This is a genomic window from Marinobacterium rhizophilum (genome assembly GCF_024397915.1).
Taxonomy (GTDB): domain Bacteria; phylum Pseudomonadota; class Gammaproteobacteria; order Pseudomonadales; family Balneatricaceae; genus Marinobacterium_A; species Marinobacterium_A rhizophilum_A.
Genome location: NZ_CP073347.1, coordinates 1,962,854 through 1,985,512, shown reverse-complemented (window position 1 = coordinate 1,985,512; position 22,659 = coordinate 1,962,854). Strand labels below are relative to the sequence as shown.

Below are 22,659 nucleotides of genomic sequence, written 5' to 3'. Positions count from 1 at the left end.
TTTCGGGTGGATAATCATAAATATTTGAACAAGCGTCGCTTGTTGCGTGAGTTTCTGCTCAGTTGCCTGATTCTGCTGATCATTTTTTATATTGTCAGTCGGTTGGACCTGAGTGAGAAACTCTACGCCTTCAGCCGTGCCTATGAAGTTATCGACCTCGACGACATGCTGTTTTCGCTGGGTCTTTTCCTGCCTATTTATATGGCCATTTTTGCTGTGCGCCGCTTTGGTGAGCTGACCATTCTGGTGCGTGAAAGCTCCACCGACAGCCTGACCGGGCTTATTAATCACCGCCGGGTACAGGCATTGCTGGCGCAGGAAGTCAGCCGTGCACAGCGGTTCCGGCGCCCTCTGTCGGTGGTGTTGTTTGATATCGATAACTTCAAGGATGTGAACGACAGTCACGGTCATCCTGTGGGGGATGCGGTACTGCGCCAGGTGGCGTCATTACTGTCGAGTGCTGTGCGGAGTGTGGATTACCTGGCGCGCACCGGCGGAGAAGAATTCATGCTGATCGCGACTGAAACCGAGGGGGCCCTGGCGCAGGAAGTGGCCGAGCGCATGCGGCTGATACTCAGTAATGCCGATTTTGGTATTGGCCGGCCAGTGACTGCCAGTTTTGGCGTTTCGCAGTTGCGCCGCGGTGAAACCGTTGCGGCGTTGCTGCAGCGGGCGGATGAGCGTCTTTACTGGTCAAAGCGAGACGGTCGCAATCGTGTCTGTGGTATCAAGAACGACACCGGCTCCAAGTCGGCCTGACAGCCAGGCCGGACTGTTCGTTCGAGCAGTCCGGCTGTGTTGGGCTATTCCTGCTCCAGCGCCTCGCGGATGGTTTGAATGACTCTTGTCGGCAGTCGACGCAGGGTCAGTGTCTGGCCCTGTTCATCAAACAGAATGTCCCGGTCGGACCCCTGGGAGCCCAGTGAGCGGCGGGCAAAGTCCAGCTGCCAGTTATCGGACTTGGTTTTGACCTTGCTCAGTGCTTTCAGGGTGCCGCGGTGGGGCTGGAACTCCTGGCTGACCTGGTAGGGCTCGGTATTGGCGAATTCTCCGAACGTTGAACCGGGCGCCGGATCCTCACTGGGCGGGATGTAGGCATCGAATAGACGTTCCACTTCGTTCAGGGACGCATGGCGCTGTTCGCCGCGCTGCTGCTCCAGATAGCTGACGACATCTTCCACCACTTCATCCTTGCGCTCATGCAATGCATTCTGGTTGCAGAAATCGCGTGTGGCACGAATCAGCTCGCGGGTACTCTGGCTGGCGGGGATAGCCTGGCTGCAGCCCAGGGCGCCGGGAAAGTCCTGGCCGACGCTGCCGTTGCGCTTGCCTGGCACAAAGCTCAAGTAGCTGTCCTGGCTACGGCCAAGGCGTGTCAGGTTGATACGCAGTGCCTGCACCAGGCGTTCGGCCGCCAGCACCTGGGTCTGGATGGGCTGCAGGTTGGCATCCAGGCTCAGGCGTGTCTCGTGCTCGAGCAGTGCCAGCAGCAGGTAGTGGTAGCGATCGCTTTGGTAGAGCAGGAAAATGACCTGGCTGTCGCAGGTATCGGCCGGCTGATCGGGCGCTGCACTGGCAAGCAGGGCGGCCAGGCTGGCATCGGCCAGGGATTCGAGATCCGCATCGCTTGGATCCTCGCTGGCCAGGGGCAGCAGCGCGGCGGCAAAGGGGTGTTCGTAAAGTGCATCCTCGGAAAAGGCGCCGTGGGTCAGGGCCGAGCGTCGGCCAAAGCTGCCACTGACGGTTTCAAACAGCTGCTGTACCAGAGGGGCTTGTGGGTCGAGTGCGGTCAGCTCGCCTGCGGCGCGGGCCAGTGATCGGATAGCGGCTTTTTGTAATTCCATGGGAGTTCCGGCTGGGGGTTCAGACTGACGGATTTTACGATAAACAGGGTCCCGGGTGCGAGCCGGATCCTGTCGCCTGGCCGGTGACAGGGGGGAAGACCAACTAAGGCTGTGGGAGTGTTGAGCGTAGCGCCAACCCCGCTGAGGGTGCACGGGAACCGATCGCTGAGGGGAAAAACTCGCTGGAGAAAGGCCTCGGCTTGGTAGATCAGACTGCACCCGTGCCCATCAAGCATAGTCGAAACCTGGCCGCTGCGATCAGGATTCGTGGTGCTGCGACGTCACACACAGGAGTGTCGTGGTGGCGCCGGATTGCGGACTCCGCAGGATTCGGCGGCAGGCTCGCCAAGATACCGCTGCCGGGGCAGCGGTGCTGGTTCTATTCGTACAGGTTGTCGTCGTAGCCGCTGCTGATTTGACGCGCAAGCAGGCGTTCTTCCATGCGTTCTTCTATCTGGCGTCGCTTTTTGCTGTTGTAGCTGATTTTTTTGCCACGGGTGCTGGTGTCCCGGTCCTCAAAATCATCGTCCCAGTCTTCGACATCGTCCGCAGGGACTTGATCGACACGAATTTTGGTGCCCATCGGCTCTCATTCTCACATCTTGGGTTGAAATCAAACAGGGGCGCGGCCCTGCCGGTTGAAAGTGACGACGGGCCTTTGATGCCGATGTGTTTGCACCAGGGCTTGCGCCTGCCGGATTGCTGCCATTTTGGGGCTTGACAAGGCGTCATGCAGTCCATTTCGCGAATATATAGCAGCTTTTGGCGCTGGGTAAAGTGAATTTTTCCCCCTGCGTGAAATTTCTTGGCGACACGCCCAGCAGCCGGGCTGGCAGGGGCTGTAGCCGGGTTGAGGTGGCGGGATTCAGGCAGAAACGGTTGGAACCGATTTCAAAACCGGTTCCGGGAACGAGTATCTGTTGATCGGTGCCAGTGAATAGCGGCGAGGCGCCACCGTTCAGTAGTCGTCATCAAACTCGTCTTTGATTTGTTGCTTCAGGGCGCGTTCTTCGAGCAGCTGTTCGATACGGCGCCGCGCAGCGGGATCGATGGTCGTGCGTTTCAGTGGGGCATCTTCCTTGATCTCCGGCTCGGAGTCCCAGTCGACCACATCATCGTCGTCTGTCATGTCGCTGCTGTTGTGTTTCTTGCTCATAACGTTGTTCTCGACATCTGTCCGCGCAATGCCTTGCTGTAAGCCTGGTTATGGCTGCACCTGTCCTTATTTGGGGCAGCGCTGTACCCGCAGAGGCGGCCTTGCGGCGACTCTGGGGTAACTCCCTAACTAGTATGGAACAGATATTAGAGCTTGCCCCACTGGATTTGCAACGGGAAAAGCAGCGGCCCGGTAACGTCCTGTTTCAGGGTGGTTGCAGGCCGCTCAGCGGTCTACTCGCCGGCCGCTGAAGGCGACTTCAGGGTCTTGTTCGGCCAGGCAGCAGTGCGGCTAGCGCGGGCTGAAGGCGAGAAAGGGAAACAGCTGTGCCAGTACGCCGGCGATGGCATCGCGTTGTCCGCGGCTGTCAAACATCAGCACCGCATCGCCTTCGGAGTAATAGGCGCCTAGCAGGGCGGGCAGGCGCGTGCCTGGCTGGAACGCCGAGCTGTTGGTGAGGCCGTTACACTCGAAGGATCCCGGGCGTATCGGGTCATAGGCCCAGCGCCCGGTGCTCCAGCTTGGTGCCTGGGCGGCGTTGATGGCAAAGCACAGGCGTGCCGGGCGCAGAATCAGCGCAAAGCGCTGACCAATTCTGGAGTCGTTTACGCGCAGTGAGGTGGCCGTGGCATTTCGGCTCAGGCTCCAGGCAACAAAACCGGTGTCGCCCCGGTGATTATCAAACACCATCATCAGCCGGTCTTGCTGGGTCGACCAGCGGTTTTCTCGAAAACGGTAATCTCGGGCCAGGGTGGCGGCATGCTGGCCGTTATACAGTGCCTGGTGCCGGTACTCATCGAGAAAGCTGCGGGCAAGCTCGCCGGGGTCGGCTCTGAGCGCATTGATCTGGGGGTGAACCTTGTCGGGAAACAGTTCGGTCAGTCGAGGCACTGGGGTTGGCTGCGGGGTCGGGGTGACAGAGGGCGGTGGCGGGGTACTGCTGCAGCCAACGAGCAGCAGGGCAGGCAGGTACAGGCGAAAATTAGGCAGGCGCATGCGAAATATCTGTCCTTGGGCTGAAGTGATCCTGAAGTGTGTAGTGTAAGCGAGATTCGCACCGCTGGCAGGCACTGAACAGCTTTATCGGCCGATTCGCCGCCCATGAAAAACAGGCCGCCTGGCAATGCCTGGCCCCATAACCGTCTTTGCACGCTAAAATAGTAGCCTGATCCGCAGAGCCCGTTGCAACGGGCTCGTTTTAATAGGAAACGTCGCGTGTCGACAAAATACCTAAAGCGCTTTTTCAAACCCGGCTCCATCGCTATTTTTGGTGCCTCGGACCGGGATGACAGCATGGGCGGCGTGGTGCTGCAGAACCTGCTGGACGGCGGCTATCCAGGTGAGCTGATTGTCGTCAATGCCCAGGGGTATGAGCGGGTGCGGGGCGTGCCCTGTGTCAAGAGCGTTAGCGAGCTGCCGAACATGCCGGACCTGGCGATAATCTGCTCGCCACCTCAAACCGTCGCCGATATCATCCGCAAGCTCGGTGCCCATATGGTGAAGGCGGCGCTGATTCTGACCGGTGGCCTGTCGATTCGGGACAGCAAGACCGAGCGCACGCTGCATCAGGAGGTACTGGCTGCAGCGCACCCTTACGGGATCCGCATTCTCGGGCCTGACTGTATGGGCTTGCTGGTGCCGGGTTCCGGCATGAATGCAAGCTACTCCCATATCAATATCCGCCACGGCAAGGTGGCCTACGTGGGCCAGTCGGGCCTGATGGGTACCGCCATGATTGACTGGGCCAACGGCCAGGAGATCGGTTTCTCCCATTTTCTGACCCTGGGAGAGAGTGTGGACGTGGATATACCGGCGGTGATCGACTATCTCGCCAAGGACCCCCATACACAAGCCATTTTGCTGCAGATGGATCGCATGACCGGGACGGCGCGGGATTTTTTGTCTGCGTTGCGGGCCGCGTCGCGCAACAAGCTGGTGCTGGTGCTGAAGTCCGACGTGGTGCAGGACGCCGAGCACTGTACCCGCCTGGCGCCTGGCGTCAGTGACGAGGATCTGGTGTATGACGCGGCGCTGCGCCGTGCCGGCGTGTTACGGGTCGAGACATCGGATCAGTTGTTCCATGCGCTGGAAACCCTGTCGCGCATGAAAACCATGCGTGGCGAGCGGCTTGCCATCCTGAGCAACGGCATGGGTCCCAATGCGCTGGCAACCGACCGCCTGCTGCGCGGGCACGGCCAGCTTTCGCAACTGTCACAGAGCAGTTGCACGGCACTGGCGGCACTGCTGCCCGACGGCTGGAATCGAGGTAATCCGGTGGACCTGAATGGCGATGCCACGCCGGAACGTTTTGCGCGCGCGCTTGAGATTCTGGTGACCGATCCCGGTGTGGATACGGTACTGGTGATTCATGCGCCGACCCATATGGCGCCAGGCGTTGAAACCGCCAGGGCGGTGATTGCCGTCGCCAGGGTCTCGGCGCGCAATGTACTCAGCTGCTGGATGGGCCGGGCCACGGCCATTGCGGCGCGCAACCATTTCAATACCGCAGGCATTGCCACTTTCATCACGCCGGAGGAGGCGGTCGATGCCTTTTTGCAGATGGTGCGCTACCGGCGCAATCAGGAGGTCATGCGCCAGACCCCGGCGCCGTTTTTGCAGCAGAATACCCAGAATCATATTCAGGCACGTGCACTGGTGACACAGGCGCTGCGCCAGGGACGTGATTATCTGCACCACGCCGAGGCCTGCGAGCTGCTGGAACTGTACGGCGTGCCCGTGGCCCATTCTTATTATGCCGACACGGTGGAGGGCGTCGTCGAGGTGGCCAAGCAGCTTGGCGGATCGGTCGCGGTGCGGGCGCTGCACTGTGAAAATGTCTTGCCGTTCAGCTATGACGACAAGGAGCGCCAGCGCTGGCGTGACCTGGCGCTGGATCTGTACTCCATCACCGAGGTCAGGCACGCCGTGACGCGGCTTGAATACCGGGTGCGCGAGCGCTTTCGTGATGACCAGGTCATGGGGTTCTGCGTGCAGCAGATGAAACGCGGTTTCCAGTCGTTGCAGATCAACGTGGGCATTACCCGGGATCCGGTCTTCGGCCCCCTGTTGCTGTTCGGGGCGGGTGGTTACACGGTGGATGTGCTGTCGGACCGGCAGCTGATGCTGCCACCGCTCAATCAGGCGCTGGCGCGCACACTGGTGCAGCGCTCGCGGGTATACGACATTATCTGCGAAAACAGCTATCAGATTGAGCGTGATGTCGAGCAGTTGTGCGACCTGCTGATCCGGCTGTCGGAAATGGTGGTGGACCTGCCCGAGATCGCGGGCCTGGAAATCAACCCGTTGCTGCTGAACAAGCGCGGTCTGTTGGCGGTGGATGTGACGGTGGCGGTGGCGGAGCCTGTGCGCCTGGCCATTTCGCCTTACCCCGAGCACCTGAGCGAGACGATTCGGTTGCGCCGCTCGGGTCGTGCGGCGGTGGTGCGGGCCATTCGTGGCGAGGACGAACCTGATCACCTGGAGTTTTACAACCACCTCAGTCCCGAGTCGATTCGCATGCGTTATTTCTACAGCCGGGGAGTGCCGACACACCAGGAACTGGCCAACTGGACCCAGATCGATTACGACCGCGAAATGGCGTTTGTCGTTTCGGCGCCGCGGGAAAACGGGGCGGGCAACGAGACGCTGGCGGTGGTGCGGGCGGTGACGGATGCGGATAATGTGCGCAGCGAGTTTTCGATCGTGATTCGGGATGATCTGCAGGGCGAGGGGGTCGGCGCTGTGCTGATGAAAAAACTGATCGACTACTGCCGCGAGCGTGGCACCTTGCAGCTGTACGGTGCGACCCTGCCGGTCAACCGGGGCATGCAGACGCTGGCGCGCAAGCTGGGTTTTAAAACCCGTTTCAATGCCGAAGAAGACGTGGTTGAAATGACCATGATGCTGAACGAGGCAACCGAGGAGTGGCAAATGTACCGGCTGCAGTCATGAGCGGGTCGTCGATAGCGTTACCGGATACGGCGGCACCTGAGCCACTGAGCGATGCCGAGCGGATCTGGCAGGTGGTGGCCCGTATCCCGAGCGGGCGCATATGCAGTTACGGCCAGGTGGCGGACCTGGCGGGCTTGCCGCGCCGGGCGCGCCTGGTGGGGCGCATTCTCAGTCGCCTGCCAAAGGGGAGTCGTTTGCCCTGGCACCGGGTGGTGAATGCCAGGGGCGAGCTGTCGTTGCCGGCGGGCAGCGAGGGTGCGCAGCTGCAGCGTCGCCGGCTTGAGGACGAGGGTGTCTGCTTTTTGCGCGGGCGCATTCCGCTGTCCCGTTTTCGCTGGGACCCCAGTGAATGAAAAGATGCCTGAGATCGGTCCGTTTGGCTTTCGGGTGCGTGCAGCAGGGTTTGCACGGTCGCTGAATCCGCCGTTGTCCCCACTGTGCCGGGGCCCACAAATGATCGGGAGGCGGGTTTACTTTTTGGCGCAGTAGAGTTCGTGCAATGTTTCGATCAGGCGCAGAGCCTGATCGCCGTGCAGGGAATAGTAAATGGTCTGGGATTCGCGCCTTGTCTGCACCAGGCCGTCATTGCGCAGTATGGCCAGATGCTGTGACAACGCGGACTGGCTCAGGTCCAGGCACTGATTGAGTTCGCTGACCGACAGTTCCCGGCTTTGGAGGTAGCACAATATCAGCAGCCTGTGTTCGTTGCTGAGCGCACGCATGAGCCGTGCGGCCTGTGTCGCATTGGCTTTCATGTCCTCAAGGGGTATCTGTGGGGCTTGTGGGGGCAAAAGCGGGGGGACTCCGGCGTCGACGTTGATCACGCGCAATGGCTGAATTTTACGTGCCAGCCCCGTTTAGTACAAATCCGTCCGACTGCTGCCTGTTGCCCTGATAGAGCGGTTGCGTCGACTGCAAGATTCTGCACACCGAGACGCGATCAGCTGGTGGGTTCTGCCGCCGGCTGGCCCCGGAAGGCTTCCAGGCCCTGCATCACCAGGCTGTAGGTCGAGTCTATGGCACCGGCGATGTCCCCCTCCAGTACGCCAAGCCCCTCCAGCAGGCTGCGTGCCTGATCGAACCCCTGGTTGATGCCGCTGCTGATCAGGTCGGCGAAGCCGGCCCGGGCCGCGTCCTCGCTCAGGTCCGGCTGCTGGGCTCTGTAGGCGTCGAAAAAGGCGGTGGCGCGACTCAGAATACGCGTGGCGGTGGCTTCGGGGCTGACATCCAGTTGCTCGGCGTAGGCGCTCTGGATTGCCTTGTCACCGAGGTCCGTGCCCAGAATGTTTTCGAGTTCACCGATAACGCTGCGATAGAGGGCTTCCATGGGCTGGTTGCCCGCGGCGATGCTGACCTTGAGCGAGGCAGAGAGAATTGCCTCGTTGCGGCTTTGGCTTTGCTCGGCCGGCGGGAGCAGTTTGGCGCTGCGGGCAGCCTCGGAGACCGCTGCGCCGAGGCCGCCGGCCGGACGATCTTGCGCCTGCGCACGGGCCGATACCTGTTGTCCGAAATTGTCGGGTTTTATGTCCATGGCGAGTCAGAGTCCTGGCGGGTACTGGTCTTCACTGTAGCGGCGGTGGTCGCCGACTAATGAGTGAAATGCATTCATGCAAAATCGGCCTGGCTGCTGCGTCTCTTTCGCCGCCCCAGCTGAGAGCTGGCCAGGGTACGGTTGCGGCCAGCCGCTTTGGCGGCATAGAGCGCCTTGTCCGCCAGTTGCATGACCTCATCGCTGTGCAGGTGGGTGGGGCCGCGTTCGCACAGGCCAATGCTGATGGTGACACTCAGCGCCTTGCCTGCCCCTGCGCCGCGCTTGCCCGGCTGGCGTTGCTGGCGGCCCGCCTTGGCGTTCTCGGTGCGATCCGGCTGGCGCAGGTGCAGCGGGTAGCGGGCGATGGATTCGCGCAGCTGTTCCAGGTACGGCAGCGCCTGGGCTTCGGTTTTGCCGCGAAACAGTACGGTGAACTCCTCGCCGCCGTAGCGGAAGACTCGCCCGCCACCCCCCACCCGTTTGAGCTGGGATGCCACCATGCGCAGGACCTGGTCGCCGGCGTCGTGGCCATGGTGGTCGTTGAACTGCTTGAAGTGATCAATATCCATCATGGCCAGGGTGTAGCGCTGGCCCGGGCTGCTGAGCTGTTCCTGCAGTGCGCGCCGTGCCGGCAGCCCGGTCAGCTCATCGATAAAGGCCAGTTGATGGGAGTGGGAAACCAGCGCCTGGCACAGCAAGAGCTGGATACAGGTAAACAGCAGCGGCGAAATGTGGTTCAGGTCAAACCAGAAAAACAAGGCCGGCATGGTCAGCAGGGAGACAAAAAGTGCGGCATCGGCGCGGGTACGGCGCAGTGCCAAAACGGCGCCACCAAGAAGGAAGGTGGCACTGAAAAGCCAGGTCGCGCCTTCGCTGAGGTAGTGACCTTCTGCGAGCAGTTCGAGCAGTGGCATGGGCAGGTGGCCGAGCCAGTAGCCGAGCATCTGCTTGTGCCACAGCAGCCAGAGCGTGAGATAGGCCAGCAGCGGCAACAGCAGGTGCAGCCAGACGCCCCGGTTCAGCGGGCCACGTTCGGGCGCAAGGCAGATCAGCAGCTGATTCACCGGTAACAGGAGAGACAGAAGGCTGAACAGCACATAGTTGTCCGGTCGTTCCAGTGGTGTTTGCAGGCACAACTGGATCAGGGCGTAGGCCCAGAGCAGGTTGAGCGCGGCAAGCAGAAGCCGACTCTGGTTGAACAGAAAGCCCAGCAGCAGGTTGGCGGCACCCAGCAGATAGGGCAGGGCAGCGATGAGCAGCTGCAATTGCGCAGACAGGTGGCTCAGGCTGCTGAACAGCACCAGTGTGGCCATGAGCATCAGGGCAAAGGGTGCGATAAGCAGGCGAAGAACTTGTATCGTCACAAACGCACTATCCTTCATATAGCGTCGCCTGATCCTAGCAGACTCTGCCGGGCTCTGGGAGGTTGGGCATCACTTTGTCGCGTGATCACTTTTGCCTGAGGATGTGATGCGGCGTCATTGCTGTGTGATGGGACCTTGCCCTTGACCAGCCGGCGGTTCCAGGGACGCGTCGGATCGAAATCTCGCTGTTGCAGGAGGCATCATGAAAACCATTAGCAAGATTCTGGTCAATGTCGAGGAGCACCACGACAGCACCCAGGCGATTGCCAAGGCGGTGTGGTTGGCGGAGCGTTCGGGAGCTGCCATTGAGTTGTTTTGCTGCTGTTTCAACCTGTCGGTACGCAATGGTTACCTGTTCGACAGGGAAGCCGGGCTGCATGCCCAGCACGCCTACTTGCGCCAGGTGGAAGATCGTTTGCTCAATACCGCGTCCAGTTTGCAGAACCAGGGGTTGACTGTGGGTGTGGATGTGGCCTGGGACCGGCACCATTGCGAGGGTGTTCTGCGCAAAGCGCAGCGCTACGGGCCGGATCTGCTGATTCATCAAATCGGGGTTCATAGCCGCCTGGGGCATTACTGGATGGCGCACCAGGACTGGCAGCTATTGCGCGACTGTACGATACCGGTGTTGCTGGTCAAGGCGCACCAGTGGGGCCGCGTCCCGAGAGTTGCTGCCTGTGTCGACCCTTTTCACGAGTGCGATGCGCCGGCCGAGCTCGATCGGGCGATTCTGAACCACGCCTGCCTTCTGGCCCGCCTGGCTGACGGTCGCCTGCATGTGGTGCACAGCTATCATGCCCTGCCGCAAGCGGCGATCTTCGATGAACATGTTGTGACGGACTATGCCGCGCTGCAGAAAAAAGTCGCCCGGAAACATGCCGAAGCACTGGAAAAAATGCTCGACGAACACGGCTATGTGGATGCTGAAAATGTGCACCAGCTGGAGGGGGAAACCCACCTTATGCTGCCCGCGTTTGCCGCGCAGCACAGGATTGATGTAATGGTGATGGGGTCGATCGCCCGCGGTTTTGTGGACCGGATGCTGCTGGGCAGCACCATAGAGCGGATTTTTGATGAGATGGACTGTGATGTGCTGGCTGTCAAACCGGCGGCCTCGGTAGTGGCGCAGCCGGGTTAACGCTCGCCTGGTGCCTACCAGGTCAGTGGCAACGAACGCCCGCAACATTACAGGCGTTCTATCATGCGGCCGTTCAGCCCTGTATCAGAGGCTGAAGGTTGCCCATACCGGCGCATGATCGGAGGGCTTTTCCATGCCGCGAATGGCATAGTCAATGTTTGCGTCCGTGCACAGGGCCGCCAGTGGCGCTGTCGCCAGGATGGCGTCGATGCGCAGCCCGCGTCTGGGCTCGCGCTCGAAACCGCGGCTGCGGTAGTCGAACCAGCTGAAGTGTTCGTTATCGTTAGGCTTGTGCAGCCGATAGGTGTCCTGCAGGCCCCAGTCCTTGAGGCTTTGCAGCCATTCGCGCTCGATAGGCTGAAAACTGGTCTTGCCATCGCGCAACCAGCGCTTGCGGTTGTCCTCGCCAATACCAATATCGATGTCTTCGGGCGAGATGTTCAGATCCCCCATGACCACGAGCGGCTCGGCGGGATCGCAGTTGTCCTGCAGGTGAGCTAGCAGGTCGGCGTAATACTTGCGTTTGGCCGGGAACTTGGTGGCATGGGCCATGTTCTCGCCCTGGGGGAAATAGCCGTTGATCACCGTCACCTCGGTGCCGTTGCTGCTGGCATAACGGCCAATGATCAGGCGTTTCTGGGCATCCTCATCGTCGGTGAGAAAGCCTTTTTGCACACTGATCGGTGGCTGGCGTGAGATCAGACAGACACCGTAGTGGCCTTTTTGGCCGTGGAATTCCACATGGTACCCCAGCGCCTCGATAGCCTCGGTGGGAAACTCGGGGTCGGATACCTTGGTTTCCTGAATGCCGATGACATCCGGCTGGTGTGATTCGACAAGTGCCGCGAGCTGGTGCAGGCGGGCGCGTATTCCGTTGGTATTGAATGAGACCAGCTTCATGCCTTGCGGTACTCCTGATGGCGGACGGCGCAGCAGTGTAGCATGCCCGTTTGACGGGCTCATCCCCGTGTCATAGCCCCTGGCTATTTTGCTTTTAGGAGCAGTCTATTGGCCTCTGTGGATTGAAGTCTATAGAGTAGGTCGCCATCAACACTGGGTATGTAAATGGAGGCTAGGGTGGCGGAATTCGATTTTGACCTGTTTGTAATTGGAGCCGGTTCCGGCGGGGTTCGAGCAGGTCGCATGGCGGCTGCCATGGGGGTTCGTGTGGCGATCGCCGAAGACCGCTACCTCGGCGGTACCTGCGTCAATGTTGGCTGCGTGCCCAAGAAACTCTACGTGTATGCGTCCCATTACGGGGATGACTTTGCGCAGGCGCGGGGCTTCGGCTGGCAGGCAGAAAAGCCGGCCTTTCGGTGGGAGACGCTGCGTGACAACAAGCGCCAGGAGATCGAGCGCCTCAATGGCATCTATCGCAATATGCTGGTCAATTCCGGCTGCACCCTGATCGATGGCCGGGCCCGTATACTGGACGACCATACCGTTGCCGTGGGTGACAAGCGCTACAGTGCGCAGCGCATTCTGGTGGCGACCGGTGGCTGGCCTTTCGTGCCACAGATTGAGGGTCGCGAGCATATCACCACCTCCAATGAAGTGTTTGACCTCGAGACCTTCCCCGAGCGTGTGGTCGTGGTGGGTGGCGGCTATATCGCGGTGGAGTTCGCCGGTATCTTTGCAGGCCTGGGCGCCAAAACCCACCAGATCTACCGTGGCGAGCTGTTTCTGCGCGGTTTCGATCAGGAAGTGCGGGAGTTTGTCGCCGAGGAAATGCGCAAGAAAGACGTGGACCTTCGTTTCAATACCGATGTCCAGCGCATTGACAAGGCGGGTGATGGCAGCCTGCGGGTTGAGCTGAAAAATGGTGAAGTCCTGGCGGCTGACTGTGTGCTCTATGCCACAGGGCGAGTGCCAAATGTCACGAATCTCGGGCTGGAAAGCGTTGCGGTGCACCAGCGTGACAATGGCGCCATTATCGTCAATGAGGATTTCCAGACCAGTGCGCCATCCGTCTATGCGCTTGGCGATGTTACGGACCGGGTGCAGCTGACGCCGGTGGCCCTGGCCGAGGGCATGGCGCTGGTACGCAACCTGTATGACGGCAAGGCCGAGAAGGTGGATTACGACCTGATCCCCACGGCGGTGTTCTGCCAGCCCAATATCGGCACTGTCGGCTTGACCGAAGAGCAGGCGCGAGAGCGTTACGCTGATATCGATGTTTACAGCTCGAGCTTTCGCGCCCTCAAGCATACGCTGAGCGGCAGCGATGAGCGCACCCTGATGAAAATGATCGTGGATTCAGCCACTGATCGAGTGCTGGGAGTACACATGGTGGGCGGGGATGCCGGCGAGATTATCCAGGGTATCGCCATTGCCATGAAGGCCGGCGCCACCAAGGCCGTGTTCGACTCCACCATCGGCATTCACCCGACGGCGGCGGAAGAATTTGTCACCATGCGTCAGAAGACCCGTTAGCAGGTAATCTGCGAGTCCGGATCAGGGTCGTCCCCCGTGGGCGGCCCAGTCTGTTTGGTTCAGGCTGATGCCCTTGATCTGGGCAAAGACCCCATCACCGACACTCAACCCAAGCTCAGATGCGGCCCAGAGCGTGATATGTGCCCACAGGCGATGCCCGCCGATGCGCAGCTGTACCGCCATCAGGTGGCCGTCGTCATCCGGTTGCAGCGCCTCGATACGGGCAGCAAGTACGTTGCGAATGCTGCCGTTCTGCGGTTTCGTGCGCACAATGGAGATATCGTTGGCACGAATGCGCAACCGGACCTGCTGCCCCGTCGGCAAGTCGATACGGCGTACCCAGAGTGGCAAATTCTCCCCAAGCGACAATTGTGTCATCTGCCACTGCGGCTCCTGGGATGTCACCCGGGCGTTCAGTACCGCGCTGACGTCGTCTGTCGCAAACCACGGTCGCATCTGTTCCGATCCCCATATGTCCTCCAGCGGGCCCTGCAGCGGCGCGCGGCCCTTGTCCAGCAGCACCAGGTGATCCGCCAGGCGCAGCACCTCGTCCAGGCTGTGGCTGACGTACAGGATGGGCAGGCGGACTTCGGCTGCCAGGCGTTCGAGGTAGGGCATCAGCTCGCGCTTGCGCGGCAGGTCGAGGGAGGCCAGGGGTTCGTCCATCAGCAGCAGGCGCGGCTGGCTGAGCAGGGCCCGGCCAATGGCCACGCGCTGACGTTCACCGCCGGACAGCGTCGCCGGCGTACGCTCCAGCAGCGGGCCTATGCCCAGCAGTTCGACGATGTCCGCGAACTGCGCAGTGTCGGGCCGGCGACAGCCATACCGCAGGTTGCCCAGCACGCTGTAGTGTGGAAAGAGGCGGGCCTCCTGGAACACGTAGCCGATTCTGCGCTGCTCCGGCCTAAGGTGCAGATTGCGGCGGCTGTCGTACAGCACCTCGTCGCCCAGGGTGATGTGCCCGCGGTCCGGGCGGATCAGGCCGCTGAGCATGTTGATCAGCGAGGTCTTGCCGGCGCCCGAGCGGCCAAAAATGGCACTGATGCCCTGCATGGGGAGCTGAATGTCCAGCTGCAGATCAAGGTCCCCCTGTCGCTTGTCGATGCAGATGTTCAGCATGCGCCCTCCAGCCGGCGGCGTGTCAGGCGGGCGAGCCATTCGGAAAACAGCAGTGCGGCCAGTGAAACCACGATGGCGATGATGCACAGCCGGGCGGCCTCGGCTTCGGCGCCCGGTGTTTCGATAAAGCTGAACATGGCCAGGGGCAGGGTGCGGGTTTCGCCCGGAATATTGGAAACGAAAGTGATGGTGGCGCCGAACTCGCCGAGGCAGCGGGCGAAGGCCAGCACCGTGCCCGCCAGAATACCGGGCAGTGTCAGCGGCAGGGTAATGGTGGCGAAAACGCGCAGGCGTCCCGCACCCAGGGTATGGGCGGCTTCTTCGAGTCGACGGTCCACGGCTTCAAGCGACAGGCGGATGGCGCGCACCAGCAGCGGGAAGGCGACCACGGCCGCAGCCAGTGCCGCGCCGCGCCAGCTGAAACTGAAACTCAGGCCAAAGCTTTCGTACAGCCAGCGCCCCAGCACGCCCTGGCGTCCCAGGCCTACCAGCAGCAGGTAGCCGATAACCACCGGTGGCAGCACCAGCGGCAGGTGAATCAGGCTGTCGAGCAGCGCCTTGCCGGGAAAGCGCCCGCGGGCCAGCAGCCAGGCCAGCATAATGCCCGGTGGCAGGCTCCAGAGAACCGCCACACTGGAAATTTTCAGGCTCAGAAGCAGTGCCTGCAGTTCGTAGTCACTCAGCATTCAGTCGTCCTGGCGCATGTCAAAACCAGAGCGGCGAAAGATCTCGGCCGCCGCCGGGGTTTGCAGAAAGGCGAGCAGGGCGCGGGCATCTGGCGAGTCCGCATTGCGTACTATCGCTACCGGGTAGTCGATCGGGCGGTGACTTTGGTCTGGAAACTGTGCCAGTACCCGGACCCCGGTACCGATGGCGTCACTGCCGTAGACAATACCCAGTGGCACCTCGCCACGTTCCACCAGGGCCACGGCGCCGCGCACATTGTTGGCCCGGGCCAGGCGCGGTTCGGCGACGGACCAGAGATTCAGCCACTCTAGCGCCTGCTGGGCGTAGCGCCCTGCGGGTACGTGATCAGGATCCCCCACCGCGAGGCGGCCGTCCCCCAGGCTCGCTGCCAGATCCCAGTGCGGCTCCAGCTCAATGGGTGCGAGGGTGCTGTTGGCGGCGGTCACCAGCACCAGCCTGTTACCCAGCAGGGTGCGGCGGCTGTTCTGGGCCAGCAGGCCGGCATTGTCGAGGTAATCCATCCACTGCAGGTTGGCCGACAGGTACAGGTCCGCCGGTGCGCCCTGGGCAATCTGGCGCGCCAGGGTCGAGGACGACGCATAGTTGGCGATCACCGCTGTGGTGTGGGTCTGGCTGAAGGCGTCGAGCACTTCGTCCAGGGCCCGGGTCAGAGACGCAGCGGCATAGACGGTGAGGGGCTCTGCGCTTCGAGCCATGGCGGATGACTGGGGCAGCAGCAGTGCAAGCAGCAGCGCCAGCAGCGTAACGGGATTCAGGTGCATGGTGTGGCTGTCCGGTAGCGGGCGTGTGGGTGCGGTTTCGTTGTGCCGGTCGTTCGGGAGTTCGATATATACCAAGGTATATAGCGATATGCAATGTTCCTGCCCGTCTTCGTTGCGGCGGGTCCGGCGTCGATATCTCGGCTTGAGGTTTCGATATCGATGGGCACAATGGGCCATCAAGACTCAGGCACATGATTCTGCACAGGAGAGCTGCATGGAACTCGATGTCGTACTGACCCTGTTGCAGGACAGCAAGCTGTTGGCCAACCCCAAGCGGATCGCCCTGCTGCGCCAGATCGATGCCACGGGGTCCATCAGTCAGGGGGCCAGGCTCGCGGGCTTGAGCTACAAGGCGGCCTGGGATGCAGTGAAAGAGATGAATCAGCGCAGTCCGCAATTGCTGGTCGAGTCCGCCGTCGGCGGGCGTGGTGGCGGTGGGGCCGCACTCACGCACCGTGGTGCGCGCCTGGTACAGCTGTATGAGCTGCTGGAGCAGATTCAGGCGCAGGCGCTGGCGGCACTGGAAGACGACAGTATTCCGTTGCACAGCCTGCTGGGGGTAGTGGCGCGCATGTCGTTGCAAAGCAGCGCCCGCAACCAGTTCTTTGGCGTTGTGGAGCGTATTGAGCCGGTGGGGCCCGATGAGCGCGTCTTCGTGGTTCTGGCGGATGGCACTGTGCTTTGTGTCAGCATTACCCGGCGCAGTCGCGAGCGCCTGGCGCTGCAGCCTGGCAAGGATGTGCTAGTGTTGCTCAAGGCCCCGGCAATGGAATTGGTGGCAGAGGCGGCCTGCGGGGCGGCTCTGCTCAATCGGCTCGAAGGCGTCCTGACCCTGGTTGAGGACGCCGGCCCCAGCGTCGAGTTGCTGGTGCGCCTGAGCGGCGGTGGCGAAGCCTGCGCGCTGGTGTCGCGAGCCCAGGCGCGGGGGTTGTTGCCGGGAGACCGGGTGTGCCTGAGCTTCGCACCGGAGCAGGCGCTGCTGGCGGCGCTGACCTGAAACGGCAGGCCCGTGGCGTCGGTTGTGGCGCAAGGGCCGGTCATTTCTGGGCGCTGGCGCCCGCCGGGATGCGCGAGACGGGGTGTCGGGCTGTTCTCAGGCTGGCGTTTCCGGTATCGTTGCCGCACACTTTGTGCATCGAATTGAATGGCCTGAGACTGAAAAAAGCATGATCATCCAACCGAAAATCCGCGGCTTCATCTGTACTACCACCCATCCCACGGGATGTGCCCAGAACGTGCGCGAGCAGATCGAATTCACCCGTCGGCAGGGTACCGTAGAAAATGGTCCCAAACGCGTGCTGGTGATAGGCGCGTCCAGTGGTTACGGTCTGTCGTCCCGGATCGCTGCGGCCTTTGGTTCGGGCGCCGCCACCATCGGCGTGTTCTTCGAAAAACCGGCTACCGAACGCAAGCCCGGTACAGCGGGTTGGTACAACTCCGCCGCTTTCGAGCAGGAGGCACACGAAGCCGGGCTTTACGCCAAAAGCCTGAACGGCGATGCCTTTTCCCATGATGCCAAGCAAAAGGTCATTGACCTGATTCAGCAGGACCTGGGGCAGATCGACCTGGTGGTTTACTCCCTGGCGTCCCCGGTCCGTAAAATGCCGGATAGCGGCGAAGTCGTGCGGTCGGTGCTCAAGCCCATCGGCGAGACGTACCGCTCAACGGCGATCGATACCAATCGTGACTGCATCATCGAGGCGGAAGTCGAGCCTGCGACCGAGGAAGAAGTGGCCAACACCGTCACCGTCATGGGGGGTGAAGACTGGGAACTCTGGCTGCATGCACTGAACGACGCCGGCGTACTGGCCGAGGGCTGCAAGTCCGTGGCCTACAGTTATATCGGTACCGACATCACCTGGCCGATCTACTGGGACGGCGCCCTGGGCAAGGCCAAGCAGGACCTGGACCGGGCCGCGACGGCACTCAACAGCCTGCTGGCGACCAGGGGCGGTCAGGCGAACGTTGCCGTGCTCAAATCGGTGGTGACCCAGGCGAGTTCCGCAATTCCGGTCATGCCGCTGTACCTGTCGATGGTGTTCCGCATCATGAAGGCACAGGGCGTACACGAAGGTTGCATGGAGCAGGTGGCTCGCCTCTTTACCACGGGTCTGTATGGCACCGGTGCCAAGATGGATGAAGGCAACCGCCTGCGTCTGGATGACTGGGAGTTGCGTGATGATATTCAGAGCCAGTGCCGCGCGCTGTGGCCGCAGGTCACCACTGAAAACCTGTTCGACCTGACCGATTACGCAGCGTACAAGGCCGAGTTCCTGAAGTTGTTCGGCTTTGGAGTCGAGGGCGTGGATTACGCCGCTGAAGTGGACCCGCAGGTTCCCTTCGACGTTATTGATATCTGACAGGCACGGGCGCCGGGCCTGCTGGCTTGGCGGCGAGCTTGAGATAACGCAGGACTCGGCGGTGGCAGGGATGCCGCCGGCAGGCTCAATCTAAAAGGACTTGGCACGATGAAACGGATTTTCAGCTCTACATTTTGGGGCTCTGCTGCCCTGTTTTCCGCGGGTGCGTTACTGGCGGGTTGCAGTGGCTTGCAGGGCACGGCAGCTGCCCCCGGGGCGGCACTGGATGCGTCTGTTGCAATATCCAGCCTGGCCGGCACTCGCTGGCAGGTGACGCGGGTGGCTGATCAGCCGGTTCCCGCGGCGATCAATCCCACAGTGCAGTTCGATGACCGGGGCCAGGTGTTCGGGTCAGCCGGCTGCAATCAGTTTAGCGGTGCCTATCAACTGGAGAATGGTGGCTTGCGGGTCGAGCGTCTGGCAACGACACGCAAGCTCTGTTTTCCCGCCCTCATGTATCAGGAAGAGGCGTTGCTGCGTGTGCTGCGCGGTGCCGAACGTGTCTACCTGCAGGATGATGCATTGATTCTGGAGTCGGCCCGCGAGCGTGGCCGCAGCCGCATGATACCGCTACCCGAAGCCCCTGTACCCAGGAGCTAGTGTTTCAGGTATGAATGCCTGAAACCGGTGCATCGTGGGTGATGGCGTCAATAACCCAGTCGTGGAAGGCCTTCATGCCGTAGCTCAGTGCGCGGCCCTTGGGGTAGATCAGATAAAACGCATTGCCGCTGTCCAGTACCAGGTCGAATGGTATGGCCAGCTGGCCGTAGCGCACTTCCCGCTCCACCAGTTTTTCATCGCCCAGGGCGATACCCACACCTTCCATGGCCGCCGACATGGCCAGTGAGGTGCTTGAAAATGTCATGACGCGACCGATATCCGTGCTGCTGACGCCGGCCTGGCGCAGTATGCGTGGCCACTCGTCGGGCCTGTCTGCGACGCGGATCAGGGTGTGGCGCTTCAGGTCCTCGGGGGTGTTGAGCGGTTTGTCGCCGGTCAGCAGGGCGGGGCTGCACACGGGCACCAGGCGGACGTTGAGCAGGTGAGTGCTTTCGACGTCGCGCCAGCCGCCACGGCCAAAGTTGACGGCCATGTCGGTGTCGGAGTGATCGAAGTCGATGGGGCCATAGGCGGAGCTCAGGCGCAGCTCGACATCGGGGTGCTCGGTTTGAAACTGCCCGATGCGGGGTACCAGCCACCGGGTCAGGAAGGCGGGTGCCACGCTGATAGTGACCGCGACCGAGTTGGGTGAGGCCATCAGGCGGCGGGTGGCGCTGTCGATTTCATCCAGTGCCTGCTGCACCGAGGCGAGATAGCGCTCGCCAGCGCTGGTGAGGCTGACGCGGCGCTTTTCACGCAGGAACAGGCGTACCTCCAGAAAGTCCTCCAGTGTTTTGACCTGGTGACTGACGGCGGATGGTGTGACATAGAGTTCATCGGCCGCTTTGTTGAAGCTGCCGTGGCGTGCGGCGGCTTCAAAGCTGCGCAGGGCATTGAGGGGTGGCAGACGACGAATGGTATATCTCCCTGTCAGGCCGCGCCGGACGCGCGTATCGAGCCCCAGTATAGCGCCACGTCGGCAAACCGTTAATGCCTTATGGCCTGTTGTGACGCAAAGCCTGCAGGAGTGGTTGCCAGTGATGCAAAAGTCATCTAATTTCTTGACGAGGGAGTGCCTGTTTGCGCCCGCAGCTGAGCTCCGGCGTATGGGTTGCTGCTTGCCGCCTGAATTGCTTGTAAAGCGCCATGCCTGCGCCTGGCAATCCTCTACTGTACGGGGCGGGGTAAAGCGTTCTATGCTGAGCGCGAGTCCAGCCTCAAATAATAAACCTAAAGTGAGAGTCGCCTATGCCATATTCGCCTGAAATGATTGAAGAGCTGAACATGCTGAATCGTTTCAATCTGATGACAACCCAGGAAGGTATCAAGGTTCACCATGATGCTGAGCCCCGGATCATTTCTGCCACTGGCCGGCTGTTTGAGAAAGGGCTGATCACCCAGGCAGATGGTGGTTACTTGACGGACCTGGGCCGTGAAGCGGCCGAGCATGCCCAGTCGGTTCTGCAGATTTTGCAGTCGCCGCCCTGTAACTGAATCCTGTCTCGCTAAGGGCGATGCGCTTGGCGGGCACGGCACGGAGGGTGAATATTTTCTTTGAAGTTTTGTGCACCTGCGGCACAATAAAGAGTGCGGGCCAGAAAAGCTGCCTAGAATGGGAGTCACCACTATGGAAACCAAGCTCAAAACCCATCCTAAATTCGTTGAAGCCATGCAGAAACTGTCGGGAATGACGGAGGAGGAGCGCCTGTCTGAAGAGAACAAGGCACTGTTTGATCAGGCAATCCGCTATGCGCCACTGGATATTCAACCCAAACTCGCAGCGATTCAGAGAAAGTACGAAGCGCTTCATTAACATCAGCTGTTCGCCGCTGATAGCTCGGGCCACCTCAGGGTGGCCCGTTGCGTTTGTGGCCACTGAAAAGGCCGGGCAAGCGATACTGGTAGACGCCTGCCATAGCGTATTTTGGTCGTGGGCCTTATGGACGAGTTCTGTGCTCGGCAGCGCGGTAAGGCGTTGAAGTTGCAGGCCTGGCACCCGGTTGCTGGGGGCGCGCTGCGAGGGCAAAGCATCAGCCCGTGGCCGCGGAGCCGTATTTTATGTCGGTCAGGCTCGACCTTGGCGTCGCAATTGGGCATATTGAGCGCGTTTTGAGGTGCTAGCTCCCTCACCCGTGACCGTACCTGCCAGTTGGCCCTGTAGCGGTGGTAATCAGTTGATGCCGGTTTTCTGGCCCCATGCCAGAAAGCGGCTGGCTGTTCATCATTCCCGGGGTTGGTGATCCGGCCCGTTTGAGAGGGCCGGTGAACTGCCAATTTCGTGCCCCCCTTGGGGCAACGCAAACCTGAGGAGTGAACCACTCCATGCATTGGATACAACTAAGCCTTATTGTGCTCGCGTTTGTATTGATCGTGGCCGAGGACTTCGTCCATATCAACAAGGCCAAGTCCAGCCTGTTCCTGGGGACCCTGGTCTGGCTGCTGGCGTTTATCTTTCCCGAACCCGGCGTCGACGCCGCAACCACTCAGCTGCAACTGAACGAGAACCTGCTGGATATCGCCACGCTGTGGCTGTTTCTGATGGCAGCGATGACCTTCGTGGCCTATCTCAACCAGCAGGGGCTGATTACCCAGATGGTGTACCGCATCCTGCCGGCGCGTATCGGTCAGCGCCGGCTGATGCTAATGATGGCGCTGCTGGCGCTGGCCTTCTCATCCCTGGCTGACAATATCACGGCCTCGCTGATCATGCTGTCGCTGCTGTCATCGCTGAAACTTAAAACGGAAACCGTGCTGAAGTTTGCCGCGCTTCTGGTGTTTGCGGTGAACTCCGGTGGGGTGTCGCTGATTACCGGCGATGTCACGACCCTGATGATCTTCCTTGCCGGCAAGGTCAGCATCAGTGACCTGTTTTTGCTGATTCCAGCCGCGGTGCTTGGTGTACTGGTGCTGCTGCTGACCCTGCTGGGTGGCGCCAGTGGCGAGCTGGAAATTCCGCATTTTCGACGCCCCATTGCGGGCCGGGACAAGGTCATTGCGCTGTTGTTCGTGATGACTATCGGTTCGACGCTGTTCATGAGCGTGTATTTCAGCGTTCCGCCGGTACTGAGTTTCCTGTTTGGGCTCTCGGTCATGTTTCTGTCCTACCAGTTTCTTAACCGCAACACGCCGTCGAGCCAGAGTGTGCTGGAGTACATTCGCGAGATTGAGTTCGACACCCTGCTGTTTTTTCTCGGCGTACTGTTGCTGGTGGGGATGCTCAAGGAGCTGGCGGTGCTGGATCATCTGCCGCAGCTGTATCAGGTGATGCCGGTCTATGCGGCCAACTATGTCGTCGGGCTGCTGTCGGCGCTGGTCGATAACGTACCCCTGACGGCGGCGATTCTGAAGTCTGGCATCGATATGGATCGGGTCGACTGGATGGGGTTGACCTATGCCACCGGTGTGGGCGGGTCCTTGCTGATTATCGGTTCTGCGGCGGGTGTGATTGCGATGAGCAAGGTCCAGGCGCTGAGTTTTGCAAGCTATCTGCGTTTTCTGCCGCGCCTGCTGCTGGCGTATAGCGTGGGCTATGCGGCGGTGCTGGCGATTGCAAACAGCGTGCTCTGACAGGCGCTGAGCCTGGCTGCTGTTGTCGGTGATTCGTATCAGGACGCGGGCGCAGTGACGGGACTAAAAGTACGGGCAGTAGTCGGCACCTTGGCGTCGGCTACTGCCCGAAACGCAGCAGAGAGAG

At 61.0% G+C, this 22,659-nt stretch carries 23 protein-coding genes; 11 read left to right on the top strand and 12 right to left on the bottom strand.

Annotated features, from left to right (window positions below; all coding sequences use genetic code 11):
• Positions 1-6 precede the first annotated feature (6 nt).
• Positions 7-759 (top strand): GGDEF domain-containing protein, encoded by a 753-nt coding sequence (locus KDW95_RS08905; RefSeq protein ID WP_255855924.1) that lies wholly within the window; start codon positions 7-9, stop codon positions 757-759.
• A gap of 44 nt (positions 760-803) precedes the next feature.
• Here the strand turns inward: KDW95_RS08905 and KDW95_RS08900 are convergent, their stop codons facing one another.
• The 4 genes from KDW95_RS08900 to KDW95_RS08885 all read right to left on the bottom strand — a co-directional run bounded on the left by KDW95_RS08900 (position 804) and on the right by KDW95_RS08885 (position 3,996).
• On the bottom strand, positions 804-1,844 hold the full coding sequence (locus KDW95_RS08900) for a nucleoid-associated protein (RefSeq protein ID WP_255855923.1): 1,041 nt from the start codon (positions 1,842-1,844) through the stop codon (positions 804-806).
• Positions 1,845-2,223: 379 nt separating this feature from the next.
• Positions 2,224-2,427: a PA3496 family putative envelope integrity protein gene (locus tag KDW95_RS08895; protein ID WP_255855922.1), complete on the bottom strand. Its 204-nt coding sequence runs from the start codon at positions 2,425-2,427 to the stop codon at positions 2,224-2,226.
• 375 nt (positions 2,428-2,802) lie between these two features.
• A complete protein-coding gene (locus tag KDW95_RS08890; RefSeq protein ID WP_255855921.1) occupies positions 2,803-3,000 on the bottom strand; it encodes a PA3496 family putative envelope integrity protein in 198 nt (65 codons plus the stop codon).
• A 291-nt stretch (positions 3,001-3,291) separates the two neighbouring features.
• Entirely contained in the window at positions 3,292-3,996 is a 705-nt protein-coding gene (locus KDW95_RS08885; protein ID WP_255855920.1) for a hypothetical protein, read from the bottom strand.
• Positions 3,997-4,215: 219 nt separating this feature from the next.
• On the opposite strand from KDW95_RS08885, the gene KDW95_RS08880 reads away from it, so the two are divergent.
• Both KDW95_RS08880 and KDW95_RS08875 read left to right on the top strand, forming a co-directional pair.
• Positions 4,216-6,951, top strand: coding sequence for a bifunctional acetate--CoA ligase family protein/GNAT family N-acetyltransferase (locus KDW95_RS08880; RefSeq protein ID WP_255855919.1), 2,736 nt, complete (start codon positions 4,216-4,218; stop codon positions 6,949-6,951).
• A complete protein-coding gene (locus KDW95_RS08875; protein WP_255855918.1) occupies positions 6,948-7,304 on the top strand; it encodes an MGMT family protein in 357 nt (118 codons plus the stop codon). Before KDW95_RS08880 ends, KDW95_RS08875 begins: the two co-directional genes overlap by 4 nt.
• Before the next feature lie 117 nt (positions 7,305-7,421).
• Here the strand turns inward: KDW95_RS08875 and KDW95_RS08870 are convergent, their stop codons facing one another.
• From KDW95_RS08870 to KDW95_RS08860, 3 genes are all read right to left on the bottom strand, one after another.
• Positions 7,422-7,706, bottom strand: a complete 285-nt coding sequence (locus KDW95_RS08870) for an ArsR/SmtB family transcription factor (RefSeq protein ID WP_255856489.1) — start codon at positions 7,704-7,706, stop codon at positions 7,422-7,424.
• Positions 7,707-7,891: 185 nt separating this feature from the next.
• Positions 7,892-8,482, bottom strand: a complete 591-nt coding sequence (locus tag KDW95_RS08865; RefSeq protein WP_255855917.1) for a DUF5610 domain-containing protein — start codon at positions 8,480-8,482, stop codon at positions 7,892-7,894.
• A 74-nt stretch (positions 8,483-8,556) separates the two neighbouring features.
• Entirely contained in the window at positions 8,557-9,846 is a 1,290-nt protein-coding gene (locus KDW95_RS08860) for a GGDEF domain-containing protein (RefSeq protein ID WP_255855916.1), read from the bottom strand.
• Positions 9,847-10,048: 202 nt separating this feature from the next.
• Between KDW95_RS08860 and KDW95_RS08855 the strand changes: the two genes are divergently transcribed.
• Positions 10,049-10,984 (top strand): universal stress protein, encoded by a 936-nt coding sequence (locus KDW95_RS08855; RefSeq protein ID WP_255855915.1) that lies wholly within the window; start codon positions 10,049-10,051, stop codon positions 10,982-10,984.
• 84 nt (positions 10,985-11,068) lie between these two features.
• Here KDW95_RS08855 and xthA read toward each other — a convergent pair whose 3' ends face one another.
• The gene (gene xthA, locus KDW95_RS08850; RefSeq protein ID WP_255855914.1) at positions 11,069-11,884 is read right to left on the bottom strand and encodes an exodeoxyribonuclease III; all 816 of its coding nucleotides are present in this window, start codon (positions 11,882-11,884) and stop codon (positions 11,069-11,071) included.
• A gap of 177 nt (positions 11,885-12,061) precedes the next feature.
• Here xthA and gorA point away from each other — a divergent pair, with 177 nt between their 5' ends.
• Positions 12,062-13,417, top strand: a complete 1,356-nt coding sequence (gene gorA, locus KDW95_RS08845) for a glutathione-disulfide reductase (RefSeq protein ID WP_255855913.1) — start codon at positions 12,062-12,064, stop codon at positions 13,415-13,417.
• Between the two features lie 21 nt (positions 13,418-13,438).
• Here the strand turns inward: gorA and modC are convergent, their stop codons facing one another.
• From modC to modA, 3 genes are read right to left on the bottom strand one after another with little or no spacing between them, the layout of a single operon-like run.
• Positions 13,439-14,536, bottom strand: coding sequence for a molybdenum ABC transporter ATP-binding protein ModC (gene modC / locus KDW95_RS08840; RefSeq protein ID WP_255855912.1), 1,098 nt, complete (start codon positions 14,534-14,536; stop codon positions 13,439-13,441).
• A complete protein-coding gene (modB, locus tag KDW95_RS08835) occupies positions 14,530-15,222 on the bottom strand; it encodes a molybdate ABC transporter permease subunit (RefSeq protein WP_255855911.1) in 693 nt (230 codons plus the stop codon). Before modB ends, modC begins: the two co-directional genes overlap by 7 nt.
• Positions 15,223-16,005 carry a molybdate ABC transporter substrate-binding protein gene (gene modA, locus KDW95_RS08830; protein WP_255855910.1) on the bottom strand — a complete coding sequence of 261 codons (783 nt, stop codon included), beginning with the start codon at positions 16,003-16,005 and terminating at the stop codon, positions 15,223-15,225.
• Positions 16,006-16,219: 214 nt separating this feature from the next.
• Between modA and KDW95_RS08825 the strand changes: the two genes are divergently transcribed.
• From KDW95_RS08825 to KDW95_RS08815, 3 genes are all read left to right on the top strand, one after another.
• Positions 16,220-17,002 carry a TOBE domain-containing protein gene (locus KDW95_RS08825; protein WP_255855909.1) on the top strand — a complete coding sequence of 261 codons (783 nt, stop codon included), beginning with the start codon at positions 16,220-16,222 and terminating at the stop codon, positions 17,000-17,002.
• Positions 17,003-17,171: 169 nt separating this feature from the next.
• Positions 17,172-18,365 carry an enoyl-ACP reductase FabV gene (gene fabV / locus KDW95_RS08820; protein ID WP_255855908.1) on the top strand — a complete coding sequence of 398 codons (1,194 nt, stop codon included), beginning with the start codon at positions 17,172-17,174 and terminating at the stop codon, positions 18,363-18,365.
• A gap of 108 nt (positions 18,366-18,473) precedes the next feature.
• Positions 18,474-18,965, top strand: a complete 492-nt coding sequence (locus tag KDW95_RS08815; RefSeq protein WP_255855907.1) for an META domain-containing protein — start codon at positions 18,474-18,476, stop codon at positions 18,963-18,965.
• Positions 18,966-18,969: 4 nt separating this feature from the next.
• Here the strand turns inward: KDW95_RS08815 and gcvA are convergent, their stop codons facing one another.
• Positions 18,970-19,854 carry a transcriptional regulator GcvA gene (gene gcvA, locus KDW95_RS08810; protein WP_255856488.1) on the bottom strand — a complete coding sequence of 295 codons (885 nt, stop codon included), beginning with the start codon at positions 19,852-19,854 and terminating at the stop codon, positions 18,970-18,972.
• A 359-nt stretch (positions 19,855-20,213) separates the two neighbouring features.
• Between gcvA and KDW95_RS08805 the strand changes: the two genes are divergently transcribed.
• The 3 genes from KDW95_RS08805 to nhaD all read left to right on the top strand — a co-directional run bounded on the left by KDW95_RS08805 (position 20,214) and on the right by nhaD (position 22,532).
• Complete coding sequence (locus KDW95_RS08805; protein WP_255855906.1) at positions 20,214-20,459, top strand: TIGR02647 family protein; 246 nt, start codon at positions 20,214-20,216, stop codon at positions 20,457-20,459.
• A 133-nt stretch (positions 20,460-20,592) separates the two neighbouring features.
• The gene (locus KDW95_RS08800; protein ID WP_255855905.1) at positions 20,593-20,778 is read left to right on the top strand and encodes a hypothetical protein; all 186 of its coding nucleotides are present in this window, start codon (positions 20,593-20,595) and stop codon (positions 20,776-20,778) included.
• 509 nt (positions 20,779-21,287) lie between these two features.
• Positions 21,288-22,532: a sodium:proton antiporter NhaD gene (gene nhaD, locus KDW95_RS08795; RefSeq protein WP_255855904.1), complete on the top strand. Its 1,245-nt coding sequence runs from the start codon at positions 21,288-21,290 to the stop codon at positions 22,530-22,532.
• Positions 22,533-22,659 lie beyond the last annotated feature (127 nt).